This is a genomic window from Terrimonas ginsenosidimutans, from assembly GCF_022012415.1.
Lineage (GTDB): Bacteria > Bacteroidota > Bacteroidia > Chitinophagales > Chitinophagaceae > Terrimonas_A > Terrimonas_A ginsenosidimutans.
Genome location: NZ_JAKLTR010000006.1, coordinates 249,772 through 273,225, shown reverse-complemented (window position 1 = coordinate 273,225; position 23,454 = coordinate 249,772). Strand labels below are relative to the sequence as shown.

General features: G+C 44.9%; 30 protein-coding genes. 27 read left to right on the top strand and 3 right to left on the bottom strand.

What is annotated here, in order from left to right; translation table 11 throughout:
- Positions 1-261: 261 nt before the first annotated feature.
- The 25 genes from LZZ85_RS11685 (at position 262) to LZZ85_RS11565 (ending at position 17,272) form a co-directional block, all read left to right on the top strand.
- Positions 262-2,352: a right-handed parallel beta-helix repeat-containing protein gene (locus tag LZZ85_RS11685; RefSeq protein ID WP_237871840.1), complete on the top strand. Its 2,091-nt coding sequence runs from the start codon at positions 262-264 to the stop codon at positions 2,350-2,352.
- A 103-nt stretch (positions 2,353-2,455) separates the two neighbouring features.
- A complete protein-coding gene (rpsJ, locus tag LZZ85_RS11680) occupies positions 2,456-2,761 on the top strand; it encodes a 30S ribosomal protein S10 (RefSeq protein WP_038097842.1) in 306 nt (101 codons plus the stop codon).
- 405 nt (positions 2,762-3,166) lie between these two features.
- Positions 3,167-3,784, top strand: coding sequence for a 50S ribosomal protein L3 (gene rplC, locus LZZ85_RS11675; RefSeq protein WP_237871838.1), 618 nt, complete (start codon positions 3,167-3,169; stop codon positions 3,782-3,784).
- A 47-nt stretch (positions 3,785-3,831) separates the two neighbouring features.
- Positions 3,832-4,464 (top strand): 50S ribosomal protein L4, encoded by a 633-nt coding sequence (gene rplD, locus LZZ85_RS11670; RefSeq protein ID WP_237871836.1) that lies wholly within the window; start codon positions 3,832-3,834, stop codon positions 4,462-4,464.
- A 61-nt stretch (positions 4,465-4,525) separates the two neighbouring features.
- A complete protein-coding gene (rplW, locus tag LZZ85_RS11665; protein ID WP_237871833.1) occupies positions 4,526-4,825 on the top strand; it encodes a 50S ribosomal protein L23 in 300 nt (99 codons plus the stop codon).
- A gap of 90 nt (positions 4,826-4,915) precedes the next feature.
- Positions 4,916-5,752 (top strand): 50S ribosomal protein L2, encoded by an 837-nt coding sequence (rplB, locus tag LZZ85_RS11660; RefSeq protein ID WP_237871832.1) that lies wholly within the window; start codon positions 4,916-4,918, stop codon positions 5,750-5,752.
- Between the two features lie 32 nt (positions 5,753-5,784).
- Positions 5,785-6,051 (top strand): 30S ribosomal protein S19, encoded by a 267-nt coding sequence (rpsS, locus tag LZZ85_RS11655; protein WP_237871830.1) that lies wholly within the window; start codon positions 5,785-5,787, stop codon positions 6,049-6,051.
- Between the two features lie 110 nt (positions 6,052-6,161).
- On the top strand, positions 6,162-6,509 hold the full coding sequence (gene rplV / locus LZZ85_RS11650; protein ID WP_237871828.1) for a 50S ribosomal protein L22: 348 nt from the start codon (positions 6,162-6,164) through the stop codon (positions 6,507-6,509).
- Between the two features lie 27 nt (positions 6,510-6,536).
- The gene (gene rpsC, locus LZZ85_RS11645; protein ID WP_237871826.1) at positions 6,537-7,346 is read left to right on the top strand and encodes a 30S ribosomal protein S3; all 810 of its coding nucleotides are present in this window, start codon (positions 6,537-6,539) and stop codon (positions 7,344-7,346) included.
- 134 nt (positions 7,347-7,480) lie between these two features.
- The gene (gene rplP, locus LZZ85_RS11640; protein ID WP_237871824.1) at positions 7,481-7,903 is read left to right on the top strand and encodes a 50S ribosomal protein L16; all 423 of its coding nucleotides are present in this window, start codon (positions 7,481-7,483) and stop codon (positions 7,901-7,903) included.
- Positions 7,904-7,924: 21 nt separating this feature from the next.
- Positions 7,925-8,134, top strand: coding sequence for a 50S ribosomal protein L29 (gene rpmC, locus LZZ85_RS11635; RefSeq protein ID WP_237871822.1), 210 nt, complete (start codon positions 7,925-7,927; stop codon positions 8,132-8,134).
- A gap of 18 nt (positions 8,135-8,152) precedes the next feature.
- Positions 8,153-8,410, top strand: coding sequence for a 30S ribosomal protein S17 (gene rpsQ, locus LZZ85_RS11630; protein ID WP_038097878.1), 258 nt, complete (start codon positions 8,153-8,155; stop codon positions 8,408-8,410).
- 133 nt (positions 8,411-8,543) lie between these two features.
- Positions 8,544-8,912 carry a 50S ribosomal protein L14 gene (gene rplN, locus LZZ85_RS11625; RefSeq protein WP_237871820.1) on the top strand — a complete coding sequence of 123 codons (369 nt, stop codon included), beginning with the start codon at positions 8,544-8,546 and terminating at the stop codon, positions 8,910-8,912.
- A 107-nt stretch (positions 8,913-9,019) separates the two neighbouring features.
- On the top strand, positions 9,020-9,364 hold the full coding sequence (rplX, locus tag LZZ85_RS11620) for a 50S ribosomal protein L24 (protein ID WP_237871819.1): 345 nt from the start codon (positions 9,020-9,022) through the stop codon (positions 9,362-9,364).
- Positions 9,364-9,945 carry a 50S ribosomal protein L5 gene (gene rplE / locus LZZ85_RS11615; RefSeq protein ID WP_237871817.1) on the top strand — a complete coding sequence of 194 codons (582 nt, stop codon included), beginning with the start codon at positions 9,364-9,366 and terminating at the stop codon, positions 9,943-9,945. The genes rplX and rplE overlap by 1 nt, the downstream gene beginning before the upstream one ends.
- 59 nt (positions 9,946-10,004) lie before the next feature.
- Complete coding sequence (gene rpsN, locus LZZ85_RS11610; protein WP_237871815.1) at positions 10,005-10,274, top strand: 30S ribosomal protein S14; 270 nt, start codon at positions 10,005-10,007, stop codon at positions 10,272-10,274.
- Between the two features lie 175 nt (positions 10,275-10,449).
- Positions 10,450-10,848 (top strand): 30S ribosomal protein S8, encoded by a 399-nt coding sequence (gene rpsH, locus LZZ85_RS11605; protein WP_237871812.1) that lies wholly within the window; start codon positions 10,450-10,452, stop codon positions 10,846-10,848.
- Between the two features lie 150 nt (positions 10,849-10,998).
- Complete coding sequence (gene rplF, locus LZZ85_RS11600) at positions 10,999-11,553, top strand: 50S ribosomal protein L6 (RefSeq protein ID WP_237871810.1); 555 nt, start codon at positions 10,999-11,001, stop codon at positions 11,551-11,553.
- 143 nt (positions 11,554-11,696) lie between these two features.
- Entirely contained in the window at positions 11,697-12,056 is a 360-nt protein-coding gene (gene rplR, locus LZZ85_RS11595; RefSeq protein WP_237871808.1) for a 50S ribosomal protein L18, read from the top strand.
- A 39-nt stretch (positions 12,057-12,095) separates the two neighbouring features.
- Positions 12,096-12,614 carry a 30S ribosomal protein S5 gene (rpsE, locus tag LZZ85_RS11590; RefSeq protein ID WP_237871806.1) on the top strand — a complete coding sequence of 173 codons (519 nt, stop codon included), beginning with the start codon at positions 12,096-12,098 and terminating at the stop codon, positions 12,612-12,614.
- 111 nt (positions 12,615-12,725) lie between these two features.
- Positions 12,726-12,905 (top strand): 50S ribosomal protein L30, encoded by a 180-nt coding sequence (gene rpmD / locus LZZ85_RS11585; RefSeq protein ID WP_038097901.1) that lies wholly within the window; start codon positions 12,726-12,728, stop codon positions 12,903-12,905.
- A gap of 142 nt (positions 12,906-13,047) precedes the next feature.
- The gene (gene rplO, locus LZZ85_RS11580) at positions 13,048-13,497 is read left to right on the top strand and encodes a 50S ribosomal protein L15 (RefSeq protein WP_237871804.1); all 450 of its coding nucleotides are present in this window, start codon (positions 13,048-13,050) and stop codon (positions 13,495-13,497) included.
- A 109-nt stretch (positions 13,498-13,606) separates the two neighbouring features.
- Complete coding sequence (secY, locus tag LZZ85_RS11575; protein ID WP_237871802.1) at positions 13,607-14,947, top strand: preprotein translocase subunit SecY; 1,341 nt, start codon at positions 13,607-13,609, stop codon at positions 14,945-14,947.
- Between the two features lie 252 nt (positions 14,948-15,199).
- Entirely contained in the window at positions 15,200-16,024 is an 825-nt protein-coding gene (gene map / locus LZZ85_RS11570; protein ID WP_237871800.1) for a type I methionyl aminopeptidase, read from the top strand.
- Between the two features lie 18 nt (positions 16,025-16,042).
- A complete protein-coding gene (locus LZZ85_RS11565) occupies positions 16,043-17,272 on the top strand; it encodes a BaiN/RdsA family NAD(P)/FAD-dependent oxidoreductase (protein WP_237871798.1) in 1,230 nt (409 codons plus the stop codon).
- Between the two features lie 79 nt (positions 17,273-17,351).
- Here the strand turns inward: LZZ85_RS11565 and LZZ85_RS11560 are convergent, their stop codons facing one another.
- The 3 genes from LZZ85_RS11560 to LZZ85_RS11550 all read right to left on the bottom strand — a co-directional run bounded on the left by LZZ85_RS11560 (position 17,352) and on the right by LZZ85_RS11550 (position 20,340).
- Positions 17,352-18,086, bottom strand: coding sequence for a GIN domain-containing protein (locus tag LZZ85_RS11560; protein ID WP_237871795.1), 735 nt, complete (start codon positions 18,084-18,086; stop codon positions 17,352-17,354).
- 4 nt (positions 18,087-18,090) lie between these two features.
- On the bottom strand, positions 18,091-19,206 hold the full coding sequence (locus LZZ85_RS11555; RefSeq protein ID WP_237871794.1) for an acyloxyacyl hydrolase: 1,116 nt from the start codon (positions 19,204-19,206) through the stop codon (positions 18,091-18,093).
- 156 nt (positions 19,207-19,362) lie between these two features.
- Positions 19,363-20,340 carry a 1-acyl-sn-glycerol-3-phosphate acyltransferase gene (locus LZZ85_RS11550; RefSeq protein WP_237871792.1) on the bottom strand — a complete coding sequence of 326 codons (978 nt, stop codon included), beginning with the start codon at positions 20,338-20,340 and terminating at the stop codon, positions 19,363-19,365.
- Between the two features lie 248 nt (positions 20,341-20,588).
- Here LZZ85_RS11550 and rpsA point away from each other — a divergent pair, with 248 nt between their 5' ends.
- Positions 20,589-22,496 carry a 30S ribosomal protein S1 gene (gene rpsA / locus LZZ85_RS11545; RefSeq protein ID WP_237871790.1) on the top strand — a complete coding sequence of 636 codons (1,908 nt, stop codon included), beginning with the start codon at positions 20,589-20,591 and terminating at the stop codon, positions 22,494-22,496.
- Between the two features lie 151 nt (positions 22,497-22,647).
- Positions 22,648-23,418 (top strand): lysophospholipid acyltransferase family protein, encoded by a 771-nt coding sequence (locus tag LZZ85_RS11540; RefSeq protein WP_237871788.1) that lies wholly within the window; start codon positions 22,648-22,650, stop codon positions 23,416-23,418.
- Positions 23,419-23,454 lie beyond the last annotated feature (36 nt).

The window sequence follows — 23,454 nt, the reverse complement described above, 5'->3', positions numbered from 1 at the left end:
CCGTTTTATGAAAAACACAATGTCAAAAGGTTAAGGACTCATCACTGAGTCCTTTTCTTTTATATAGAGACACTGGTCAACGCTTTATACCTCATTATTTTTCTTCATTCCTGAAATCTGCATTTTCTACTACCTTGTCAGCATAAAAGATCCAAACCAATGATACGATTAACGGCTGTTTGTGTACTGTTACTTTTTTTCCCCAACTACTTGTTAGCACAGCAGCTAAACTTGAGACATGGTTTAAATATTAACAAAAATGTGAAGGCAGTTAACAAGACTTATCCACTTGCGGCTTCCGGGGAAGCGGCTGCAATCGTCATCGAGGGGAATGATATTACGGTGGATTTTAACGGGGCCGTTCTGCAGGGCAGTTCAGATGTCTCCAACCCAGATCGTTTTACCGGTATTGCAGTGGAGATCCGCAACAGTAACAAGGTGACCGTCAGAAATCTTACAATTAAGGGATACAAGATCGCATTGCTTGTCCGGAACGTGGAGAACCTGGTTATTGAAAACGGTGATTTCAGCTATAATTACAGGCCGCGCCTGCAAAGCACCCAGCAAAAAGAAGATGTGTCAGACTGGCTGAGCTATCATCACAACGAAAACAACGAATGGAACCGGTACGGGGCCGGTATCTGCCTTATTGACTGCCGCAATGCCGTCATCAGGAACAGTAAGGCATCGGGCAATCAGAACGGCCTGCTGATGACGCGGTGCTCCGGGGCGCAGATCTCCCATAACGACTTTTCGTTCAATTCGGGGCTGGGCATCGGCCTTTATCGTTCTTCCGGCAATAGAATACTCTATAACCGGCTTATCTATAATATCCGTGGCTACAGCCATGGCGTTTATCAACGTGGGCAGGATAGCGCCGGGATCCTGGCATTTGAACAGTGTAATAATAACCTGGTCTATAAAAACAATGTGACCCATGGGGGTGATGGCTTTTTTCTGTGGGCCGGGCAAACAACCATGGACAGCGGTGCGGGCGGCTGTAATGGCAACGTGTTGTTAGCCAACGATTTTTCCTATGCCGCTACGAATGGCATTGAATTGACATTCAGTTCAAATACGGTAAACGGAAACAGGATATACGAATGTGAGAACGGGATCTGGGGCGGCTATAGTTATAATACCACGATCCGCCATAACCGGTTCCGCAACAATAAGGTCGGCATTGCTATAGAACATGGTCAGGATAACAGCATTTCCTACAACCTGTTTGACCAGGATCGCCAGGCGATCAGGATCTGGGCTAATAATACTCAGGTGCCGGATTGGGGCTATGCGCAAAAGCGTGATACGAGGAGCCGCAACTATACAATGGTTTCCAATAGTTTCAACCGGAATCCGGTGGTATTCGATCTGAAAAGAACACAGGATCTCAATATCTTCAGCAATACCTTCTCGGGCAGTGAAGCGGTTTACAGGATGGATGATACGGTTACCGGGCTGGATACAACTCTTTATTACGAGATAATCGCGGAGGAGGAAAAGGACTCCCTTCCTTTGATCCCTGATCTGCCGGCTGGTGATCCTTTTAAAGGCAGCAGTAAATGGGCGGGCCGGAAGAATATCCGCATGACGGAGTGGGGGCCTTACGATTTCAATTACCCGATCATCTGGAATGTCAACCCGACGGACTCCAGCGGATGGATGGAGTTCGAGATACTGGGACCCGAGGGAAGCTGGCTGGTAAAAGAAGCCAGGGGCCTGGACAGCATCTCCCACAGGCGCGGCGGCTTCCCGGCCACGATCCGGGCGAAGAGGCAGGAGAGCAGTGCTGGGACAGATATTATCCTGCGCCTTGACTACCTGGGTAAAGCGTTCACGGATCCGTTTGGCAGGAACAGGGCTGCAAAGACAGCCTATCCATTCCAGTTCCGCCGGTATTTCCAGCCTTTGCAATGGAATGTACTGTGGTATTCTCTTGATACGGCTTATTACAATCCGCTGAAAGAGCAGAGTCTCTTTTCGCCGACCGCCAGGATGGCGCCCGTCAGGAGAGATACTGTCCAGGAGCTGAATTACACCTGGTGGGGAGGGTTGAAGCTGGCAGACCGGACCCTGCAGCAGTTCATCACAACGGCCGGTACCAGGGTCGGCAGGTCCGGCAGTTTTGAACTTTCAGTTACCTGGCAGGGGGCGGTAAGAATATACCTTGATGATAAAATTGTGCTGGATGGCTGGAAGCTGGAGAAAAAGGTCGCAGACGAGGCGGATCATCGCCGGATTCCATTGCAGATGAATGAGGGTCAAAGCCTTAGAGTGGAGCATTTAGGGTTCGCAGCGTTTTCAGCATTAGCGGTAAAGCTTCATCCGGGGCAGGCTGGTGGAAAAAAATGACAAATATTGGGCACAATAGTTCAAAATTGTTGCCCAACTATTTGGACGGTATAACCGGTAAACATACCTTTGCACTCCCAAAAGAAAAATTGGGATTTACAAAATGTCTCAGCGAATCAGAATCAAATTACAGTCTTACGATCACAACCTGGTAGATAAATCAGCTGAAAAGATCGTTAAAACAGTTCGCAGCACAGGTGCTGTAGTAACAGGTCCTATTCCTCTGCCTACACGTACCAAGATCTTTACCGTACTGCGTTCTCCACACGTGAATAAGAAGAGTCGTGAGCAGTTCCAATTGGCTACGCACAAGCGTCTGTTGGACATTTACACTTCTTCAAGCCGTACAGTAGATGCGTTGAGCAAACTGGATCTGCCTAGTGGTGTTGAAGTAGAGATCAAAGCGTAGTACTTCGCGAATGATCGCAAATGGCCGCGAATAGACGCGAATGCTGTCTTAATGGCCAGAAAAGTTCTTACAAATTGAATTAAATTTTTGCTACTCTCTCAATGAGTTTGCGAAACCGACAGGAATGCATTCGCGTTTATTCGCGGTCATTCGTGCTCCATTCGCGTTCAGAAAAGAGCTCTGGCACATTACATAAAACAAGCCATTCAGGGTTTGTTTACCAACGGTACTTCCCCAGAAAGGAAAAGGTCGTTGGCGAACGGGGATTGAAGAGTTATTAACTTTCAATTGTGGGTTGTCGTTAGTCTTTGACTAACGACGTCAGTAGTCAGATACTACTGACAACACTTGAAACAACTAATAACACTGTCCCAATAATCCTGATGTTGGCACAAACAACAAACAATGAAAGGAATTATTGGTAAAAAGATTGGGATGACCAGCATCTTCGATCCCACGGGCAAGCAGATCGCCTGTACGATCATTGAAGCAGGTCCCTGTGTAGTTACCCAGGTTAAGACAACCGCTAATGACGGGTATGATGCTCTCCAGCTTTCTTTTGGCGACAAAAAAGAAAAGCACTCCACTAAGTCTGAAGTAAATCACTTCGCAAAAGCTCAGACAGCTCCAAAAAGATTCTCTAAAGAATTCCGCAACTTTTCTATCGAAAAAAATATTGGTGAAACAATTACCACAGACATTTTCGCTGAAGGCGAAAAAGTTGAAGTAGTAGGTACTACTAAGGGTAAAGGTTTCCAGGGTGTAGTTAAGCGCCATGGTTTTGCCGGTGTGGGTCAACAGTCCCACGGCCAGCATGACCGTCAGCGTGCCCCAGGTTCATTGGGTAACTCTTCTGACGCAAGCCGCGTTATGAAGGGTGTTCGCATGGCCGGCCGTATGGGTACTGATCGTGTGAAAATGAAAGGTCTGAAAATCGTTAAGGTTTTCGCTGAGAAAAACTATATCCTGGTTAGCGGTTCAGTACCAGGTCATATCGGTTCTATCGTACTGATCCAGAAATAAGCTATACGTAGTCTGGAGACTACGTATAACAATAAAAAAATTAGAAAATGCAAGTTCAAGTTTTAAATACACAAGGACAAAACACAGGCAGAACAGTGGAACTGCCCGACGATATCTTCGGGATCGAGCCAAATGACCACGTCATCTACCTGGCCGTTAAACAATTCCTGGCTGCTCAGCGTCAGGGTACACACAAAGTTAAGACCCGTGCTGAGGTTAAAGGTGCAAGCCGCAAGCTGCACCGTCAGAAAGGTACTGGTGGCAGCCGTAAAGGTAACATCCGTAACCCTCTGTATAAAGGTGGTGGTACCATCTTCGGACCAAAACCTCACTCTTACGATTTCAAACTGAACCGTAAAGTGAAAGACCTGGCGAAGATCTCTGCACTGGCTTACAAAGCAAAAGAAAATGCGATCGTAGTTGTTGAAGACATCAACCTGGATGCTCCAAAAACCAAAACGTTTGTTGACATCCTCGGTAAACTGAATGTAGCTAATAAAAAAGCGATGTTCATCACTCCGGAGTTCAGCGACAACCTGTATCTGTCTACACGCAACGTACCTTCTGTACTCGGCGTGGTGCTGGCTGATATCAACACTTACGATATTGTTAACTCTGAAGTACTCGTACTCACTGAAAGTGCAGCGAAGATCTTCGGAGATGATAAAGCGGAAGCGTAATAAAAATGAATAAATCCGCCGAAGCTTTAGCGTAGGAGGATAACCTAATAAAAGAATTGAGATGAACCTTTCTGAAGTACTGATCAAGCCAATTTTGACTGAAAAGGCAAACGCCCAGCAGGAGTCCCTGCGTCGCTATGCTTTCAAAGTGGCCAGGAAAGCAAACAAACTGGAAATCAAAAAAGCTATTGAAGGCTTTTACAACGTGAATGTTGTTACTGTTAATACAGCAGTGGTTCCAGGCAAAAACAAAAGCCGCTTCACTAAAGCTGGTGTGATCAATGGCCGCAAGCCTGCTTACAAAAAAGCTTATGTGACTGTAGCTGAAGGTGAGAGTATCGATTTGTACTCGAACATCTAGTGTTATTGTTAGTTTATAAACTAACAATAACAGAATGGCATACAACCGCCGCGAAGTGTTGATTTTGAATTTTGAATTTTTACTTACAAAATGGCATTAAGAAAATTTAAACCCGTAACAGCCGGTACACGTTGGAGAATCGGTAATGCATACGCAGAGATCACTACCAATGTGCCTGAAAAGACACTGGTAGAAGCAAAACCAAGAACCGGTGGCCGTAACTCTTCTGGTCATTTGTCCATGCGCTACAGAGGCGGTGGTCACAAGAAGAAATACCGTATCATCGATTTCAAACGTAATAAGACTGGTGTTGCAACTGTAGCATCTATCGAGTATGATCCGAACCGTACAGCATTCATCGCTCTGTTGAACTATGCAGATGGTGAAAAACGTTATATCCTGGCTCCACAAGGTCTGGAAGTAGGTGCAACGGTAGAAGCTGGTGAAGCTGTAGCTCCTGAGATCGGGAATGCCCTTCTGATGAAAAATATGCCTCTCGGTACTAATATCCATAACATCGAGATGCAGCCTGGTCAGGGTGGTAAACTCGCGCGTAGCGCAGGTTCTTCTGCTCAATTGACGAACAAGGAAGAAAGGTATGCTGTACTGAAAATGCCTTCTGGTGAGTTGAGAAAAGTATTGATCAACTGTTTCGCTACAGTTGGTGTGGTGAGCAACAGCGATCACTCTCTCCAGAGCATGGGTAAAGCAGGACGTAACCGTTGGAAAGGTATCAAACCAAGAAACCGTGGTGTTGCGATGAACCCAGTAGATCACCCGATGGGTGGTGGTGAAGGTAAAGCTTCAGGTGGCCAGCCTCGCAGCCGTAATGGTCAATACTCAAGAGGTCTGAAAACCCGTACGAAAGGAAAAGGCAGTGATAAACTGATCATCCAGCGTAAAAACGGAAGCAAACTCGCGAAGTAAACAGCACTACTAATTAAAATCAAAATAGTCACATGGCTCGTTCGATAAAAAAAGGTCCTTATATAGCAACTCACCTTGAAAAAAAGGTGTTGACTATGAACGAAGGAAAAAGCAAAAAAGGCGTGATCAAAACATGGAGCCGTCGCTCTACGATCTCTCCTGATTTTGTTGGTCATACGTTCGCTGTGCACAACGGCAACAAATTCATCCCTGTGTATGTAACAGAATTCATGGTGGGTCACAAGCTGGGAGAATTTGCACCGACACGTACATTCAAAGGACACTCTAAAAAAGATTAATGTTTGTTTAAAAGTTCTAAAGTTTAATGTTTAAATGTTTAGACTGACACAGAACCTTAAACTTTTAAATCCTTAAGCTTTTAAACCTTTAAACTCATAAAAGAATAATAATGGAAGCAGTAGCTAAACTGAGAAATTATCCGACATCACCACGCAAAATGCGTTTACTGGCTGACCTCATCCGTGGTCAGAAAGTAGAGAAGGTGTTAGCAGAACTGGAGTTCAACCCCAAGCACCCTGCAGTGCCTTTGCGTAAACTGGTGTTGAGCGCGATCAGCAACTGGAAGCAAAAGAATGAAGGTGGCGATGTGAGCGAGCTGGTTGTGAAAACAATCTTTGTTGACGGAGCACGTACACTGAAACGTATGCGCCCTGCACCACAAGGCCGTGGATACCGCGTTCGCAAGCGCAGCAACCACGTCACCGTGATTGTTGACACAAAGGAATCTAAAAACTAAACCTAATAACGAATAACCTAAATAAACATGGGTCAAAAAGCAAATCCGATCGGTAACAGGTTAGGCATCATCCGTGGATGGGAATCTAACTGGTATGGCAGCAAAAAAGATTATGCTTCCAAACTGATCGAGGATAACAAAATCAGGACTTACCTGAACGCCCGTATCAATAAAGGCGGTATCTCTAAAATTGTTATCGAAAGAACATTAGGTAAACTGATTATCACTATTCATACCTCCAAGCCTGGTATCATTATCGGTAAAGGTGGTGGTGAAGTTGATCGCATCAAAGAAGAGCTGAAGAAACTGACTGGTAAAGATGATGTGCAGATCAACATTTTGGAGATCCGTCGTCCTGAGCTGGATGCGATGATCGTAGGTGATACGATTGCGCGTCAGATCGAGAACAGGATCAACTTCAAACGTGCAACAAAGATGGCGATCGCTTCTGCTCTCCGTATGGGTGCTGAAGGTATCAAGATCAAACTGAGCGGCCGTCTGGCTGGTGCAGAGATCGCACGTAGCGAGGAATTCAAACAAGGTCGTGTACCGTTGCATACGTTCCGTATGGATATTGATTATGCAAACGTATTCGCGCAAACTGTATACGGTAAGATCGGTATCAAAGTATGGATCTGTAAAGGTGAAGTACTGCAGAAACGTGATCTGAACCCTAACATCATTGCAGGTAACAGCCAGGGTGGTAACGACAGAAGAGGTGGTGATGACCGTCATGACCGTCGTGATGACCGCAGAGGTGGTGGTGACCGCAGAGGTGGTGGCAACCGTGGCGGCGGCGGTGGTAACCGTGGCGGCGGACAACGTCAACAGGGGTAAGTAAAAATTAAAAATTAAAAATTCAAAAGTAGAAACCGACGGTGTCGGAAATGATCCCCTCAAGGTTTTTTAATTTTTACTTTTTAATTTTTAATTCAACAGCAAATCATTCAAGTAACTAGAAACTATAAACAATGTTACAACCGAAAAGAACGAAGCACAGGAAAATGCAGAAGGGTCGTATGAAAGGCGACGCGAAAAGAGGTACAACTATTTCTTTTGGCTCTTATGCCCTGAAAGCTTTGGATCAACACTGGATCACTGACCGTCAGATTGAAGCTGCCCGTCAGGCTTTGACCCGTGAAATGAAAAGGGAAGGTAATGTGTGGATCCGCATTTTCCCTGATAAACCAATCACCCGTAAGCCTCTTGAGGTAAGGATGGGTAAAGGTAAAGGTAACCTGGAGTTCTGGGCTGCCGTGGTAAAACCAGGCCGTATCATCTTTGAGATCGATGGTGTAAGCGAAGAAGTTGCACGCGCTTCTCTGGGACTGGCTGCAGGTAAATTGCCGATCAAAACAAAGTTTGTGACACGCCGTGACCTGGTAACTGCGTAATAACTCTATAAATCTAAGACGATGTCAAAGAAAACAGATTTTTTAAAAAGCATTCAGGATCTGAACGAGACTGACCTGAAAGCGCGTCTGGAAGAAGACAAACAACGGTTGAAAAAACTTGAGTTTGCTCACGCGATCTCTCCTTTGGAGAATCCGATGACTATCCGCGGTCTGCGCAGGGATATCGCCCGCCTGAGCACGGCACTGAACGCAAAGCAACAAGGAGCATAATAAAAAAAGCTAAATAAAATGGCTGAAAGAAATTTAAGAAAAACAAGGATTGGTGTTGTTACCAGCAACAAAATGACTAAAACCATTACTGTTGCGGTTGAAAGAAAAGTAAAACACCCTATCTATGGTAAGTTCGTAAAGAAGACTACCAAGTTCCATGCTCATGATGACAAGAATGAGTGCAGCATCGGTGACGTTGTGAAGATCATGGAAACCCGTCCTCTCAGCAAAACAAAACGCTGGAGACTGGTTGAGGTTGTTGAAAAAGTGAAATAACTCTTCGCGCTGTCACCCCGGGCTTTGACCCGGGGCGGGCAATCCTCCTGCTGCAGGGATGTGGTTTGAGGGACTAGTAATAAACATTAAGGTTGGGATTAACCTGGCCAATAAAAGCTAAAAGCTAAGTAAGATGATTCAGCAAGAAAGCCGATTGAACGTAGCGGACAACAGTGGCGCCAAAGAGGTGCTTTGCATCCGTGTACTGGGCAACAGCGGCCAGCGTTATGCAGGCATCGGCGATAAAATCGTAGTTACAGTAAAAGATGCGATCCCTGCGGGTGGTATCAAAAAAGGAACTGTAGCAAAAGCGGTGATCGTTCGTACCACCAACAAACTGCGTCGTAAAGACGGATCTTATATCCGCTTTGATGACAATGCTGTGGTGATCCTGAACCAGGCAGATGAGCCTCGTGGTACCCGTATCTTCGGACCAGTTGCACGTGAACTGCGTGATAAAGGGTACATGAAGATCGTGTCTCTGGCTCCTGAGGTTCTTTAAGAAAAGCCTTCGTTCGCAGAGTCAGCCAACGCTGAAGCTACGGCTGATGGAACAGATCGCTAACTATTTAAACAATTCCGCAAAAACGGAGTAAAGATTAGAATAAAATGAAAACAAGATTCAAACCCAAATACAATATCCGCAAGGGCGATAGTGTTGTGGTTATCGCCGGAGACGATAAGGCGTTGGATAAACCCCGTGTCGTTAAGGAAGTATTGGTGGAAGATGCTAAAGTGATCGTTGAAGGTGTTAACATCATTACCAAGCATACAAAACCTTCTGCACAAAACACTAAAGGTGGTATTGTGAAGAAAGAGGCGCCGATCCATATCAGCAATGTAATGCTTTGGGATGCTGCTCAGAAGAAAGGTGCAAAAGTGTCTAAAGTGAAGAATGCTGAGGGCAAGACTGAAAGGGTTTTTAAAACTAAAACTCAGGGAGGTAAAAAATAATGGCAACTAAATCATACGCTCCAAGACTGGCAGACAAGTACAAAAAAGACGTTGTACCTGCCCTTGTAAAAAAATTCAGCTACGAAACTGTTATGCAGGCTCCTAAACTGGAGAAGATCTGCCTTAACCGTGGTGTTAACGGAGCTGTTTCTGATAAAAAACTGGTTGATATCGCACTGGATGAGCTGACAACTATCAGCGGCCAGAAAGCGGTTCCTACCATGTCTAAAAAGGATATCTCAAACTTCAAACTGCGTAAGAACATGCCGATCGGTGCAAGGGTTACCCTGCGCGGTGAGAAGATGTACGAGTTCCTCGACAGGTTGATCTCTGTTGCGCTCCCCCGCGTGCGTGACTTCAAAGGTGTTAATGAAAAAGCTTTCGACGGCCGTGGTAACTATACACTGGGCGTTACTGAGCAGATCATCTTCCCTGAGATCGACATCGACAAAGTGAACAAGATCACTGGTCTTGATATCACTTTCGTTACAACAGCGAATACAGACGAAGAAGCTTACGAGCTGTTGAAAGAACTGGGTATGCCTTTCAAAAACGCTAAGCCTGTAGGCGAAGCGAACTAATAAACGCTAATTACGCGGATGATTCATTCGCGTTTATAAAATAAAAAAGAAACAACACTATGGCTAAAACTTCCGTAAAAGCCAGGCAACGTAAAAGAGAGAAAATGGTTGCCCAGTTTGAAGCAAAACGTGCCGAGCTGAAAAAAGCTGGTGACTACGCTGCTCTGGATGAACTTCCGAAGAACTCTTCTAAAGTTCGTTTAAAGAACCGTTGTCAGCTTACCGGCCGTCCTAAAGGCTATGTGCGCTACTTCGGAATCTCCAGGGTTGCCCTGCGCGATATGGCGCTGAATGGCAAGATCCCGGGACTGAAGAAAGCGAGCTGGTAAGAAGAAGTTTAAACGTTTAAAAGTTCAAGGTTTGAGAGTTCTGAGTTGTTTGGCAACTATTACACTATTAAACATTAAACTTTGAAACTGATAGCTTCGAACAAGAAAATTATAACATTAAACTAAATTCCAATTATCCCGGCTTTAAAACCCGGGACGTAGGAGGGCAATAAACATGGTAACAGATCCTGTAGCAGATTTCCTGACAAGAATCCGTAACGCACAGATGGCAGGCCACCGAGTGGTTGACATCCCAGCTTCTAATCTGAAGAAACGTTTGACTGAGATTCTTTACAATCAGGGCTATATTCTGAAATATAAATTTGAGGAAGATACTAAGCAAGGTGTGATCAAGATCGCCCTGAAGTATGATCCAACGAGCAAACAACCAGCAATCCAGAGCATGGAGAGAGTAAGCCGTCCGGGTTTGCGCCAGTACTCTAAGCCTGCTGATTTCCGCCGTGTGAAGAACGGTCTGGGTGTTGCTATCATCTCTACCTCTAAAGGAGTGATGACTGACAAAGATGCGAAGCTCCAGAATGTTGGAGGTGAAGTTCTTTGCTACATCTACTAATACGCGGATCATTCGCGAATGGATTTCGATAGAAGGGTGATACATTAAGCCGAAAACCTATTAAGCTGACCGGTTACCCTTAAACCAAATAATAAACAGTCGGATCCGCCTACGCTAAAGCTTCGGCGGAGAGACAAAAATCAGACAAACATGTCTCGTATAGGTAAACAACCCGTAGTTATTCCAGCAGGTGTTACTGTTACAGTAAACAAGGATAACACTATCACAGTAAAAGGTCCGAAAGGTGAATTGAAAGAAGCGATCGATCGCGACATTACTGTTGAAGTAAAAGACAACCAGGTAAACTTTACACGTCCTACTGACCAGATCCGTCACCGCGCTTTGCATGGTTTATACCGTGCACTGGTTGCGAACCTGGTGAAAGGTGTAACAGATGGATATGTACGCAAACTTGAGTTGGTGGGTGTAGGTTTTAAAGCGACTAACCAGGGCAATATGCTTGATCTGGCGTTGGGTTATTCACACAACATTCTGGTTGAAATTCCAAACGAGCTGAAAGTAGCTACTGCACAGGAAAAAGGTCAGAACCCGATCATTACCCTGGAAGGTATCGATAAACAACTGATTGGCCAGGTAGCTGCTAAATTGCGCAGCCTGCGTAAACCAGAGCCGTACAAAGGAAAAGGTGTTCGCTATGTTGGTGAAGTTGTACGTAAGAAAGCTGGTAAAGCTGCTGGCAAGTAAGATATAGTTCGAAAGTTTAAGGTTTAAATGTTTAAAAGTTTAGGCCTTCGCAAGAGCCCCTTTTAAACATTTAAACTTTGAACTTTTAAACATTTAAACTTTTTAAACTCTTCCTGGCAGAATCAGGAACAAACTGAATAACGATGAACGGTAAAGTAAAAACAGCAAGAAGACAGCGCATCCGCTTTAACATCCGTAAGAATGTTAGTGGTACTGCAACAAAGCCCCGCCTGTCTGTTTTCCGCAGCAATACGGATATCTATGCACAGATCATTGATGATGTGAATGGCGTAACAATCGCTGCTGCATCTACAAAAGATAAAGACATCAAAGCACAAGCTGGTACTAAATCTGAAAAAAGCAAGCTGGTTGGCGCTGCAGTAGCACGCAAAGCAGTTGAGTTGGGTGTGACAGGCGTCATATTTGACCGCGGAGGTTACCTGTACCATGGCCGTGTGAAATCTGTAGCTGATGGAGCAAGAGAAGGCGGTCTTCAATTTTAAGCAAACACACAACATTCAAACTTTTAATTACAAGTATAAATGTCAAAGTTTAACGTAAACAGGGTTAAAGCCGGTGACCTGGAACTGAAAGATAAAGTTGTCGCGATCAACCGTGTAGTTAAAACTACAAAAGGCGGACGTGCTTTCAGCTTCTCTGCGCTGGTAGTAGTTGGCAACGAGAATGGAGTAGTTGGTCATGGCCTGGGCAAAGCAAAAGAAGTTCAGGAAGCGATCACTAAGGGTATTGAAGATGCCAAGAAAAACCTGATCAAGGTTCCGGTTATGAAGGGTACCATCCCTCATGATCAGTGGGCCAAAGAAGGTGCAGCTAAAGTGCTGATCAAACCAGCCGCTCACGGTACTGGTGTGATCGCCGGAGGTTCTATGCGCGCAGTGCTGGAAAGTGCTGGTGTTACAGACGTACTGGCTAAATCACTTGGCTCTGCCAATCCACATAACGTGGTAAAAGCAACATTCAAAGCATTGGCTCTCCTCCGCGAACCAATTCAGGTTGCAAAAACACGTACACTGGGTCTGAAGAAAGTATTTAACGGATAAAAAAGCTGAGTTTAAATGTTTAAAAGTTTAAATGTTTAAAGTTGCCGGTTTCCGAATCAACTCTTAAGCTATTAAACCCTGAAACTTTTAAACTTCTTAAACGAATTAGTTATGAAAAAGATCAAAATAACTTTAGTAAAAAGTCCTATCGACAGACCAGAGCGCCAGAAACTGACTCTCCAGGCACTGGGTCTGAATAAGACGAATTCTACAAAAGAAGTTGAAGCTACTCCTCAGATCCTGGGTATGGTCCGCAAAGTGGAGCACCTGGTTAAGGTTGAAGAGGCTTAACAAAGGAATAAATTAAAAATTAGAAAGTAAAAATTCAAAATGGTCTATACTGTTTTGAAGGTTTACTTTTTAATTTTTACTTTTGAATTTTTAATTATCTAACAAGCGAGGGGAAAAAACCCCGTAAGTAAAAATTAAACGTATGAAACTTCACGAATTAAGACCTGCAAAAGGCGCAACACACAAAGAAAAGAGAATTGGCCGTGGTGACGGTTCTGGTCATGGTGGTACTTCCACAAAAGGTACAAAAGGTGCTCAAAGCCGTACTGGTTACAAAAGGAAAATGGCTCACGAAGGTGGTCAGATGCCAATCCAGCGTCGTGTACCTAAGCGTGGATTCAACAATATTCACCGCGTAGAATACAAAGTGCTGAACCTTGGTCAGATCGATCAACTGGCTGAAAAATATAATCTCACTGAATTTTCACTGGAGAACCTGTACATCAATGGCCTTATCAGCCAAACTGATCGTATCAAGATCCTGGCTAACGGCGAGATCACTGGCAAGTTTACCTTCAAAGTAAACGCTATCAGTGAAAAAGCAAAAACTGCTATTGAGGCAGCTGGCGGGTCTGTTGAAATTGTTAAGTAAATTTCACTAAATTGCTACGCCTTCGCTGAAGCTACGGCGTACAGAGCCAGTAATGGCTTACTCCGGATGCCGGAGCTTTAGCGAGGGCATCATAAATTTTTTAACTCCCGTGAAGAAATTAATTCAAACTCTTAAGAATATCTGGAGTATCGAGGAACTGAGAAGCAAGATTGTTTTCACCCTCGTGCTGATCATCATATACCGTGTAGGTAACCACATCGTGTTGCCCGGTATCGATCCGCTGATACTCGAAGCAAACCAGAGTGCAGGTGGAAACGGTATCCTCGATCTGATCAACACCTTTGCGGGTGGTGGTTTCTCGACCGCTTCGATCTTCGCTTTGGGTATTATGCCTTATATCTCTGCATCTATCTTCATGCAATTGATGACCGTTCTGGTTCCGAAATTCCAGAAGATGCAGAAAGAAGGTGATAGCGGGCGTAAAAAGATCAACCAGTATACACGCTACCTCACTGTAGTGGTAACGCTGTTGCAGGCTACCGCTTATGTTACCTATCTGAAGCAGACCAATGCTCCGGCAATGATCGCTGAATATTCACGTTACTTCCTGTTGTCTACTGTGGTGATCCTTACCGCAGGCACCATGTTCGTGATGTGGATGGGTGAAAAGATCACTGATAAAGGTCTTGGTAACGGTACTTCCCTGATCATCATGGTTGGTATCCTTGCACGTCTTCCGCAGTCTTTTACCCAGGAACTGGTTGCAAAATCGACCCGTACAGGGGATATCCTTGTATTCATCATTGAGATCGCGATCCTGATCGCTATCATCATGGGTTGTATCATGCTGATCCAGGGTGTTAGAAAAGTTCCGGTTAATTACGCAAAACAGATCGTTGGTAACAGACAGTTCGGCGGAGCAAGACAGTTCCTCCCACTGAAAGTTAACAGCGCTGGTGTAATGCCGATCATCTTCGCTCAGGCGATCATGTTCCTTCCGACACTTGTTACTTTGGGTGGTAAAGGGGGACAGGGGGATCTGGCCAGGATGTTCACAGATCACACTAACCTTTGGTACATGCTGATCTACTCTGTAGTAGTAATCGGATTTACTTTCCTTTATACAGCATTGATCTTTAATCCTAAGCAGATAGCAGATAACCTGAAGCAAAATAATGGCTTTATCCCGGGTGTTAAACCTGGTCAGCCAACTGCTGACTATATCGGTAGCATCATGGACAGGATCACTTTGCCTGGAGCAGTTCTCCTGGCGCTGGTGGGTATCCTCCCTGGTATTGCTCAGATCACGCTTGGTGTTAAACAGCAATTCTCTACTTTCTTCGGCGGTACTTCACTGCTGATCATGGTAGGTGTGATCCTGGATACACTCCAGCAGATCGAAACACAGTTGCTGATGCGCCAGTACGATGGCCTTATGAAAAGCGGCCGCGTTCAGGGACGTCAGACAACTTCTGCTGTTCAGTATTAAGAAGAAAGAACTTTTATATCGCAGACCCGGCTATGAAAATGGCCGGGTTTGTTGTTTGGGAAGGTTTGGAGGGTTTAGACGTTTTTGAGGTTTCAGAGGTTTATCACTTATCAACCAACAATTGATTGTCGGCTCGAACCCTTTTACTTATTAAGGATCTAAGTATTTACTAACCTCTGAAAACCTCCCAAACCTTCCCATCTCGCCTCCCCGGCGCTTCTGATTCCCCGGAATATTTATTAAATTTGCACCATGATTATTTTAAAGACAGACGAGGAGATCGAGATGATGCGGCAGAGTGCGTTGCTGGTAAGCCGGACCCTGACTGAGGTGGCGAAGATCCTGCGGCCGGGGATCACTACGCTTGAACTGGATAATATGGTGGCGCAGTATATCGGCGATAATAAGGCAAAGCCGGCGTTTCTTCACTATAACGGGTACCCGTTCAATTCATGCATTTCTGTTAACGATGTGGTGGTTCATGGATTCCCTAACAAAAAGGAATTAAAGGAAGGAGATATCATCTCAGTAGACGTAGGAGTAGTGCTGAATGGTTGGTACGGTGATCATGCGTATACGTTTGCGATCGGTGATCCGGGGGCAGATGTGATGAAACTTATCCAGGTTACAAAACAGTCATTATACAAAGGGATTGAGAAAGCCGTGCCTGGCAACAGGATCGGAGATATCGCTTTCGCGATCCAGGAGTATACAGAGAAGAAGCACGGCTACGGTGTGGTAAGGGAGCTTGTTGGTCACGGTTTGGGAAGAAGCATGCATGAAGATCCTCAGGTGCCTAATTACGGTAAAAGAGGTAATGGGGAGAAATTGAAAGAGGGGATGGTTTTAGCGATCGAACCAATGATCAATCTGGGTACCAAGAATGTGTTTACGGAACGTGATGGCTGGACAGTGAAAACGCGTGATGGTAAAGCAGCTGTTCACTTTGAACATGATGTGGCGATCCGTAAGAACGGTCCGGATATTCTTTCAGACTACAGCATTATCGAGAAGGCGGAAGCGGAGAACCCCCACCTTTTTACAATACAGAATCAAATAGTTCAGCCCCTCGCCTGAGGGGTTTATTTTTGCACTATGGCAGGTAAACATTTAGTGGTGATCGGCGGCGGAGCCGCTGGTTTTTTTTGCGCAGTGAATGCCGCCAGGATAAATCCTGAGCTGAAGGTGACGATCGTTGAAAAAAGCAGTAAGCTACTGTCAAAAGTGAAAGTAAGCGGAGGCGGAAGATGCAATGTAACACATGCCTGTTTCGAGATCAGCGAAATGGTTAAAAGATATCCCCGCGGAGGGAATTTTGTAAAGAAAACATTTCACCAGTTCTTCACAACTGATACGATCCAGTGGTTTAAAGAGAGAGGTGTAGAGTTAAAAGCAGAAAACGATGGACGGATGTTCCCGGTAACAGATTCTTCGCAGACGATCATCGAATGTTTATTAAAGGAGGCAAACCGATACAGGATCGAGATCCTGATGAACAAGGAGGTCAGATCAATCAGAAAAGAAGACACCGGATTTATACTGACTACAGGCAATGAGCACCAGCTGGCTGCTGATTATGTTTGCATAGCTTGCGGTGGTTATCCAAAAACCGGAATGTTCGACTGGTTGCGGGAGCTTGGTCATACGATCAGCGATCCAGTTCCATCATTGTTTACATTTAATATGCCCGGTAACCCGATCACACAACTGATGGGTTTGAGTGTTGAAAAAGCCAGGGTAAAAATAAACGGAAGCAAGCTTGAACAGGAAGGACCTTTACTTATCACGCATTGGGGAATGAGCGGACCTGGAATACTTAAACTAAGTGCATGGGGGGCGAGGGAACTGGCGGCATTGAACTGGCAGTTTTCCGTTAGTATCAATTGGGTACCTGATTATAATGAAAACACGTTGCGTGAACGGTTACAGGAAATTCGTTTTGGAATGGCTGCACAAAAGATAGGAAATAAAAACCCGTTTGGGCTTCCTGGAAGGCTTTGGGAATTTATGCTGGAGCAGGCAGGAGCAAACAAAGATATGAGGTGGGCCGATTTTCCGGCGAAAGCGCAGAATCAATTGATCCGTCTGATGGTGACAGGCGCGTTTGAAGTAAAAGGTAAAACGACATTCAAAGAAGAGTTTGTAACAGCGGGTGGCGTTAATCTTTCAGAGATCGATCCCTCAACGATGATGAGCAAAAAGATCGGAGGATTGTTTTTTGCAGGTGAAATTGCAGATGTTGACGGAGTAACGGGTGGGTTTAATTTTCAGAATGCCTGGACCAGTGGTTACATCGCTGCGGCTGCTATAGGTAATCAATCATAAGCTCTTCGAAATCACCCATAACAGGCCGGAAATATTATCATTTCTATTACAATACTTTCGGCAACAAAACAAAAAATGATCAGGGTTGAATAAATAGCTGTCCAGAACTGAAGTAGTCAGAGCGTTTTATGATCGGATACCCTTTGCAATAAACATTGCCTTTATATCGTATGGTCGCATCCAATTCGTCAGCCACCTGAATGTGGGTATCAGCAAGACCGCTATAGATCATATACATGGTTTTCGTTTTGAGATCGCTCAGGTTCAATAACCCTCTTGCGTTAGTATATGTTTCAACGTGACCAGCTTTACCATGCATGATCATTGATGCATTTTCTTTTAGAATGATCACTGCAAGATATGGCATATCGACTGTGAGTTCTACATTACCGGCCCCGGTTTCGCTGTTGATACGAAATGCTTTAAATTTCAATGTATCCATATTGCTGACATTACCGCTTCCTTCATATTTCAAAAGAGCAATGTCTTTTACAAAAAGTCGTACTTTGACTTTTTCGTCTGCATCACGAAGCCATCTGCATCCTGTTTGATTGCTGATGACCAATTCCTCATTCGCAACAACAGTCTGAACATTTGCAATAATATTCTGCGGGCCTGAAATTTCAATTTTCTCATCATCACTTTGTATTAATACAAGATCGATATTATCCTGTAATCTTACCGTGCTAAATGCGGGAAAATCTCTCTCCTGGACAGCCGCAGGACCGGCATTACCTGTGCAACCTGGCTTGGTGCATCCGGCTGTTACAATTGCAATCATCAGTGTGAAGAAAAAAAATAAGTAGGGCTTCATAATTTTAAAAGTTATAACCAACACCAATATGAATAAATTCAGCCTGGCCTGAATGTGACTTCAACAAGAGCTGAGTTGAGACATGATCGGTCGCTTTATACCTGATCCCATATTGCTGAAAGATGCCAGAGCTCGATCCGTTATAAAGATAGGCTCCGATATTAACCGGAATAGAAAGACGGCCAAGAAAATGCTCATAGGAGAGGTATAATCCGGCCTGAAATTTCTGGTAGCTGAGATCGCCGGTGCGATCTTCCATGGCATATCTTCTTATTGTACGATCATATAAAAGAAGAGCTCCCAGGCCAAATGAAGAATTGCGACCGGTTCTTTTGGAAGCTTCTAATTGAGCGGCATTGATCAGGTAATAACTTCCTCCAACCCATGGGTATTGCTTTACTGAAATGGAAGTATATGCGGCGAAGTCGATTTTTGAAGAACTTGTATCCAGTAAAGTTCTTTTATGCTGGTTTGGTCTTCCTAATGCATAACGGATACCCGCGCTGAGGTTTGGAATATTTAATCCGAGGTTTGGCAATTTCGTACTTCCATTTGAAACATGCATGATTCCTATGCCGGCGGCGAGATGAAAACGTTCGCTGAGTTTGACTTCATTTTGAAGTACGAATGAAAGAAATACGTTGAAGCGGGTTCCGATCAATGTATTCTTGGGATTGGAATACACGTCATATGGTTTTCCGACTACAGCCAGTCCACCACCTGTTTTGATGCTTGCTTCGTAACGCCGGGTGTGGAGTAAAGGAAATCTAATGTATGGATAGACAGCATACAGATTACCTATGTACTCCCGGCTGCCTGGATTGCCCGCAATCAATCCCAATCCGACGGCCGGATATTTATGGGAGAGATGCCAATCAGCTTCGCCATTGGTTTTCTTTTCTATAAATATTTCTGTAAGGGATGTATAGGAGTCACGGATGTATTCGGACTTTGGCTGATTGGCAATGAACGAACCCAGGTGGTGATTGATCCCAAAAGACCAGTTGTTTACCGGGATAGTATCAACTGCATTTATGATCTCACCTGCAGTTGACAGGGACGAGATACTGAGTAATGTTGCTGTGAGCGTGAGCCACCGGATGTTGCTGTTTATTCGCATAAAGCAGTTTAGAAGGATACCTGGCAAATATAGGCTATCGTTTCCTTCAACGGATCAGGAAGCGCATTGAATGCCATAGAAGCAATACGAGATGCCAACAGGCTATAACTTTACCATAGATCGCATAGGTTATGATCCATGAACTGAGGCAAAAAACTACGCGTGTGCGGGTTTTTCTATGGTAGTAAAGCCGGATTGTATAAGGCACCAGCCTGTGACAGGGAGCAGCATGACCGCGGGCATTAGAGCTGCCTTTCCTGATAATAAAAAAAGCAGCAGGGCGATCAGAAGCAGATAAAACGGATAGGAAAGAAATAGCAGTGCAGCCAGTATTGAATCATAGTGGCCGGCAACCGATTTTTTTCTGGCGACGGATCTCATCAGCAGGTATTGCGGCTGATGTAATAACCAGCCGACCGAAGCAGGGATGGCTAAGATTGTTTTCCTGATAATAGAAGCCGGCCGGCTGATCATGTTGACCCTTGTCTTTATATCCTCCGGTGCTATTTCATAAACAAGCGGCTGCAGTCTTTGTGTAAGGGCCACGTTAAATTGCTGGATCTGTTGACCTTCCGAACCTGACAGGTTGAACTGGCTCAGGCTAACAGGCTCGCCGATATTGATCACGAGATCTTTGCCAAACGCGCTGAATGAGTTATAGTTAATTCCTACGGGAAGTATTTCTAACGGAATGCCTTCACTCCAGCTGCTCATGGCCAGCCGGGCGGTTCCTTTCTTTAATGGACGCAAGTGCCATTCATTGATGCATAATCCTTCGCTGAAGATCAATACGAGCCCGTTTTGCCGGAAGATCTCTTTGCAGGCATCAAATGTCTCATAATTGGTGCTGAGATTTTCGACGCCTTCGCTTACGCGATAGACGGGCAGTATTCTGATAGCAGTAAGTATGCGGGTAAGAAAAGGATTCCGAAAAACATCGCCGCGGGCGAGGGACCAGATGGGCTGTTCGAAAAGTGTGTCAAGCAGGACTGCATCCAGGAAAGAATTCGGGTGGTTGGAGCAGATCAGCAAGGGCCCTTTTTTAAGCAGCAATTCAGGCCGGTTGATCCGGATTGAGCGGAAATAAAGGGGGCGGGAAAGTTTGACCAGGATCTTCAAAAACGCGTAAAGCAAAGCTGATTTTTTGGGTGAATATAACCGAAATATGATGACGGGGTGGGGAGAGGTGGATTTTGTTCTGCGGGTTATGTTGAGAGGATTGGCAGGTTGGAAGGATCTGAAAGGTTTCAAGATGACAGTCATGGTAAGCAATCACTTATTAATCATTGCTTTATGGGCCTGTTCTGCGTTAAAAAAAGCTTCGCTGAACCGGTTTTTTCCTGTATCTTTGCAGCCCGAATTAAAACCTTCGGGATTTTATCATGTTTCAGAATTTAATTCAAAAAAACCTAAACGCTGATGCACAGGAGTCTGGTGCTGCCGCTACCGCGGAAGTTCCGGCTACAGCGACAACAACTGCACCTGTTGCTACCGCTCACGACGATTTCGACTGGAGCGTAGACAAACGTAACGTTACTTCTTACACCAAAGAAGAAAAAGAGAAGTATGACAAAGTGTATGACAACACTTTCGTACAGCTGACTGACGGTGAACTGATCCAGGGCATCGTAGTAGGCCTTACTAAAACTGACGTTGTATTGAACATCGGTTTCAAAAGTGATGGTCTGATCTCTCTGAACGAATTCCGCGACCTGCAGAACCTGAAAGTAGGTGATGAAGTGGAAGTGATGATCGTTGAAAAAGAAGACCGTGATGGTCACCTGAACCTGAGCCGCAAACAAGCGCGTATCACACGTGCATGGGAGCGTATCGTGGAAGTTCACAAAACAGGTGAAGTTATCACAGGTACTGTTACCTCAAAAACTAAAGGTGGCTTGATCGTAGACGTGTTCGGAATGGAAACGTTCCTGCCAGGTTCTCAGATCGATGTTAAACCTGTTACAGACTACGACCAGTTTGTAGGAAAAACTATGGAGTTCAAAGTGGTTAAGATCAACGAGACCATCAAGAATGCTGTAGTATCTCACAAAGCCCTTATCGAAAGCGATATCGAAGCACAACGTGCGGAGATCATGAGCAAACTCGAAAAAGGTCAGGTTCTGGAAGGTACTGTGAAGAACATCACCGATTTCGGTGCGTTCATGGACCTTGGCGGCCTGGATGGTCTGCTGTATATCACGGATATTTCATGGGGCCGTATCTCTCACCCAAGCGAGGTGTTGAAAATGGACCAGAAGATCAACGTGGTGGTACTCGATTTCGACGACGAGAAGAAACGTATCAGCCTTGGTCTGAAACAACTCACTCCACATCCTTGGGATGTGTTGGCTGAGAACATCGCTGAAGGCAATATCGTGAAAGGTAAAGTAGTGAATATCGAAGACTACGGTGCTTTCCTCGAAATCCAGCCTGGTGTTGAAGGCCTGGTTCACGTAAGTGAGATCACATGGGCTAACACGCCGATCAATGCGAAAGAGTTCTTCAAACTCGGCGACGAGCATGAAGCTAAGATCGTTACCCTTGATAAAGCAAGCCGCAAAATGAGCTTGTCTATCAAACAACTTTCTCCTGATCCCTGGAACGATATCGAAACCAAATTTGCTGAAGGAAGCCGTCACACTGGCCTGGTGAAAAACATCACTAACTACGGTGTGTTTGTTGAACTCGCTCCTGGTATCGGTGGTATGATCCATATCAGCGACCTGAGCTGGTTGAAACGCTTTAATCACCCAAGTGAATACACTAAAGTTGGTGCTAACATCGACGTAGTGATCATGGGTATCGATAAAGAAAACCGCAAACTCCAACTCGGACACAAACAACTGGAAGAAGATCCCTGGAATACCCTGCAGGATACATTCGCGATTGGTTCAATCCATGAAGGAACTGTAATTCGCAGGGATGACAAAGGAGCTGTAGTTCAGTTGCCTTATGGTCTGGAAGGATTTGCTCCTAACCGTCATCTGAGCAAAGAAGATGGCAAGAGCATCGGTGCTGACGAAACTGCACAATTCGTAGTGATCGAGTTTGACCGTAACGAAAAACGCATCGTTCTTTCGCACAGCCGTATCTGGGAACAAGGCCAGATAGAAGAAAAAGAAGCTGCGAAGAAAGAAGCTAAAGCTGAAGCGGATAAAACGAAGAAAGCTGTGAAGAACATTCAGGGTAAAGTAGAGAAAGCTACTTTAGGTGATCTGGGTGTACTCGCTGACCTGAAGAAGAAACTCGAAGGTGGTGAGAATGCAGGCGATGAAGCTAAAGGTGAATAATCTTCTAGTATAAGTTTTGCAAGGCCGTCCGTAAGGGCGGCCTTTTTTGTTTAAGAGAGGAATGAGCTTTGGAACCTATGAAACCTCCCAAACCTTTAAACCTTTTAAACTTTCTCCCTATTTTTGACCCAAATACCCTTAAAGAGCACGCATGAGTTTACGGGAAAGGCTAAAGAGTTTCAAACTGGTCAGGAAGCTGGTATATGTGGTGGTAGGATTGGCTTCCTATCCGGGGCTTGTTATTATTAATAAGCTGAAGATAACTGGTGGTGAGCACCTCAAGGATCTGCCAAAGCAGAATGTTTTGTTCGTGAGCAATCACCAGACATATTTCGCAGATGTGATCACGTTCCTGCATATTTTTTGTGCGGTGAAGTTTGGAAAGATCAACAGGCTGGGCCTTCCGTATTATTTTCTGAATCCATTTACCCGTGTCAATTATGTGGCGGCTGAGCAAACGATGAATGGCAGTTGGATCAGTAAATTGTTTACGCTGGCCGGGGCTTTGACTGTAAAGCGTACCTGGAATGCTGAGGCAAAAGAGAACCGTAAGGGGCTTGATGTGTCAGATACCAGGAAGATCACGAGGGCACTGGAAAACAACTGGGTGATCACATTTCCTCAGGGAACAACCAAGCCTTTTGCGCCGGGAAGAAAGGGAACCGCGTTAATTATCAAGCAAAGCAAACCTATTGTGATTCCCGTCGTGATCAACGGTTTCTGGAGAGCATTCAATAAAAAAGGATTGAAGTTCAAGAAAAAAGGAACTTTGCTGACGGTTCGCTTCAAACCGCCTTTGGAGATCGATTATGATGCACGCACCGAGGATATTCTTGCTCAGCTAATGGACGCAATTGAGCAGAGTAAAACGTATATGATGAAGGGCAAACATCATCATATCACTCCGGGAAATGCCTCCTGAGCACTTGTATCCTTACCAGTCAAATAATATTGCGTC

What these genes read in the sequence shown, in the direction of transcription:
- rpsJ (WP_038097842.1), top strand. Translation starts at nt 2,456, where the DNA reads ATGTCTCAGCGAATCAGAATCAAATTACAGTCTTACGATCACAACCTG.
- rplC (WP_237871838.1), top strand. Translation starts at nt 3,167, where the DNA reads ATGAAAGGAATTATTGGTAAAAAGATTGGGATGACCAGCATCTTCGAT.
- rplD (WP_237871836.1), top strand. Translation starts at nt 3,832, where the DNA reads ATGCAAGTTCAAGTTTTAAATACACAAGGACAAAACACAGGCAGAACA.
- rplW (WP_237871833.1), top strand. Translation starts at nt 4,526, where the DNA reads ATGAACCTTTCTGAAGTACTGATCAAGCCAATTTTGACTGAAAAGGCA.
- rplB (WP_237871832.1), top strand. Translation starts at nt 4,916, where the DNA reads ATGGCATTAAGAAAATTTAAACCCGTAACAGCCGGTACACGTTGGAGA.
- rpsS (WP_237871830.1), top strand. Translation starts at nt 5,785, where the DNA reads ATGGCTCGTTCGATAAAAAAAGGTCCTTATATAGCAACTCACCTTGAA.
- rplV (WP_237871828.1), top strand. Translation starts at nt 6,162, where the DNA reads ATGGAAGCAGTAGCTAAACTGAGAAATTATCCGACATCACCACGCAAA.
- rpsC (WP_237871826.1), top strand. Translation starts at nt 6,537, where the DNA reads ATGGGTCAAAAAGCAAATCCGATCGGTAACAGGTTAGGCATCATCCGT.
- rplP (WP_237871824.1), top strand. Translation starts at nt 7,481, where the DNA reads ATGTTACAACCGAAAAGAACGAAGCACAGGAAAATGCAGAAGGGTCGT.
- rpmC (WP_237871822.1), top strand. Translation starts at nt 7,925, where the DNA reads ATGTCAAAGAAAACAGATTTTTTAAAAAGCATTCAGGATCTGAACGAG.
- rpsQ (WP_038097878.1), top strand. Translation starts at nt 8,153, where the DNA reads ATGGCTGAAAGAAATTTAAGAAAAACAAGGATTGGTGTTGTTACCAGC.
- rplN (WP_237871820.1), top strand. Translation starts at nt 8,544, where the DNA reads ATGATTCAGCAAGAAAGCCGATTGAACGTAGCGGACAACAGTGGCGCC.
- rplX (WP_237871819.1), top strand. Translation starts at nt 9,020, where the DNA reads ATGAAAACAAGATTCAAACCCAAATACAATATCCGCAAGGGCGATAGT.
- rplE (WP_237871817.1), top strand. Translation starts at nt 9,364, where the DNA reads ATGGCAACTAAATCATACGCTCCAAGACTGGCAGACAAGTACAAAAAA.
- rpsN (WP_237871815.1), top strand. Translation starts at nt 10,005, where the DNA reads ATGGCTAAAACTTCCGTAAAAGCCAGGCAACGTAAAAGAGAGAAAATG.
- rpsH (WP_237871812.1), top strand. Translation starts at nt 10,450, where the DNA reads ATGGTAACAGATCCTGTAGCAGATTTCCTGACAAGAATCCGTAACGCA.
- rplF (WP_237871810.1), top strand. Translation starts at nt 10,999, where the DNA reads ATGTCTCGTATAGGTAAACAACCCGTAGTTATTCCAGCAGGTGTTACT.
- rplR (WP_237871808.1), top strand. Translation starts at nt 11,697, where the DNA reads ATGAACGGTAAAGTAAAAACAGCAAGAAGACAGCGCATCCGCTTTAAC.
- rpsE (WP_237871806.1), top strand. Translation starts at nt 12,096, where the DNA reads ATGTCAAAGTTTAACGTAAACAGGGTTAAAGCCGGTGACCTGGAACTG.
- rpmD (WP_038097901.1), top strand. Translation starts at nt 12,726, where the DNA reads ATGAAAAAGATCAAAATAACTTTAGTAAAAAGTCCTATCGACAGACCA.
- rplO (WP_237871804.1), top strand. Translation starts at nt 13,048, where the DNA reads ATGAAACTTCACGAATTAAGACCTGCAAAAGGCGCAACACACAAAGAA.
- map (WP_237871800.1), top strand. Translation starts at nt 15,200, where the DNA reads ATGATTATTTTAAAGACAGACGAGGAGATCGAGATGATGCGGCAGAGT.
- LZZ85_RS11565 (WP_237871798.1), top strand. Translation starts at nt 16,043, where the DNA reads ATGGCAGGTAAACATTTAGTGGTGATCGGCGGCGGAGCCGCTGGTTTT.
- LZZ85_RS11560 (WP_237871795.1), bottom strand. Translation starts at nt 18,086, where the DNA reads ATGAAGCCCTACTTATTTTTTTTCTTCACACTGATGATTGCAATTGTA.
- LZZ85_RS11555 (WP_237871794.1), bottom strand. Translation starts at nt 19,206, where the DNA reads ATGCGAATAAACAGCAACATCCGGTGGCTCACGCTCACAGCAACATTA.
- rpsA (WP_237871790.1), top strand. Translation starts at nt 20,589, where the DNA reads ATGTTTCAGAATTTAATTCAAAAAAACCTAAACGCTGATGCACAGGAG.
- LZZ85_RS11540 (WP_237871788.1), top strand. Translation starts at nt 22,648, where the DNA reads ATGAGTTTACGGGAAAGGCTAAAGAGTTTCAAACTGGTCAGGAAGCTG.